The organism is Psychroflexus sp. MES1-P1E (assembly GCF_002836055.1).
Lineage (GTDB): Bacteria > Bacteroidota > Bacteroidia > Flavobacteriales > Flavobacteriaceae > Psychroflexus.
In genome coordinates this window covers 1-2069 of the sequence record NZ_PJBS01000256.1, presented here as the reverse complement: position 1 = coordinate 2069, position 2069 = coordinate 1, and the positions used below count along the sequence as shown (strand labels likewise).

General features: G+C 43.8%; 1 rRNA gene. It reads left to right on the top strand.

Annotated features, from left to right (window positions below):
- Positions 1 to 439: 439 nt before the first annotated feature.
- A 16S ribosomal RNA gene (locus CXF67_RS09510) occupies positions 440 to 1963 on the top strand.
- Positions 1964 to 2069 lie beyond the last annotated feature (106 nt).

Below are 2069 nucleotides of genomic sequence, written 5' to 3'. Positions count from 1 at the left end.
ATAAAAAGAAATCGCATTATTGATTAGGTTAGAAGGGAAAAAAGGTTGTAGTTTTGCACTCCGCTAAACGAGGTGTAAGAGTCATATAGAGGGGTTGAGCAGTAGAGATTAGGTTATAGGGTTTTGTAGAGTAGGGTTTAGATTTAGTTTATTAAAGTTCTTTAAAATAAGGTTTAATTTTTTCTTCAAAACGGCTTGTTAGGTTAAAAATAAGTATTACTTTTGCAACCGCTTAGAGAAGCATACGAGTTTAAAATCATTTGGATATGATTTAAACAACAAGAATTAAAAGTTCATTGACATATTGAATTGACAATACAAGTAAGAGATTACTTGTAGAATTAGAAACATTAAGATTATACTCTAATATTAGAGTTGATTCCTGAGAATAAGATGTAAGAGTCGAATTTAAGAAAAGCGTTAAGATATATAAGATTTAACGATGAAGAGTTTGATCCTGGCTCAGGATGAACGCTAGCGGCAGGCTTAACACATGCAAGTCGAGGGGTAACATTGTAGCTTGCTACAGATGACGACCGGCGCACGGGTGCGTAACGCGTATACAATCTACCTATTACTAAGAGATAGCCCAGAGAAATTTGGATTAATATTTTATAGTATTATCGATTGGCATCAATTGATAATTAAAGATTACGGTAATAGATGAGTATGCGTCCTATTAGCTTGATGGTAAGGTAACGGCTTACCATGGCTACGATAGGTAGGGGTCCTGAGAGGGAGATCCCCCACACTGGTACTGAGACACGGACCAGACTCCTACGGGAGGCAGCAGTGAGGAATATTGGACAATGGGAGCAATCCTGATCCAGCCATGCCGCGTGCAGGAAGACTGCCCTATGGGTTGTAAACTGCTTTTATACAGGAAGAAAAAGGTTCACGTGTGAACTGTTGACGGTACTGTAGGAATAAGGATCGGCTAACTCCGTGCCAGCAGCCGCGGTAATACGGAGGATCCAAGCGTTATCCGGAATCATTGGGTTTAAAGGGTCCGTAGGCGGGACAATCAGTCAGTGGTGAAAGTTTGCGGCTCAACCGTAAAATTGCCATTGATACTGTTGTTCTTGAGTGCTTGTGAAGTGGTTAGAATGAGTAGTGTAGCGGTGAAATGCATAGATATTACTCAGAATACCGATTGCGAAGGCAGATCACTAACAATTCACTGACGCTGATGGACGAAAGCGTAGGTAGCGAACAGGATTAGATACCCTGGTAGTCTACGCCGTAAACGATGGTTACTAGCTGTTCGGACTAATTGCGGTCTGAGTGGCTAAGCGAAAGTGATAAGTAACCCACCTGGGGAGTACGTTCGCAAGAATGAAACTCAAAGGAATTGACGGGGGCCCGCACAAGCGGTGGAGCATGTGGTTTAATTCGATGATACGCGAGGAACCTTACCAGGGCTTAAATGCAGTTTGACAGGGGTGGAAACATCTTTTTCTTCGGACAAATTGCAAGGTGCTGCATGGTTGTCGTCAGCTCGTGCCGTGAGGTGTCAGGTTAAGTCCTATAACGAGCGCAACCCCTTTGTTTAGTTACCAGCATGTAAAGATGGGGACTCTAGACATACTGCCAGTGTAAACTGTGAGGAAGGTGGGGATGACGTCAAATCATCACGGCCCTTACGTCCTGGGCTACACACGTGCTACAATGGTAGGGACAGAGAGCAGCCACTGGGTGACCAGGAGCGAATCTACAAACCCTATCACAGTTCGGATCGCAGTCTGCAACTCGACTGCGTGAAGCTGGAATCGCTAGTAATCGCATATCAGCCATGATGCGGTGAATACGTTCCCGGGCCTTGTACACACCGCCCGTCAAGCCATGGAAGCTGGGGGTACCTGAAGTCGGTCGCCGCAAGGAGCCGCCTAGGGTAAAACTAGTAACTGGGGCTAAGTCGTAACAAGGTAGCCGTACCGGAAGGTGCGGCTGGAATACCTCCTTTTTTAGAGTATTGCATTTGATAAAATGTAATAGATGCTTTTTTAAAGGGAATCATTAAGACTTTAGTAGTAAAGTTGCTTTTGATGTTTCTAGTTGTCAATTTAATA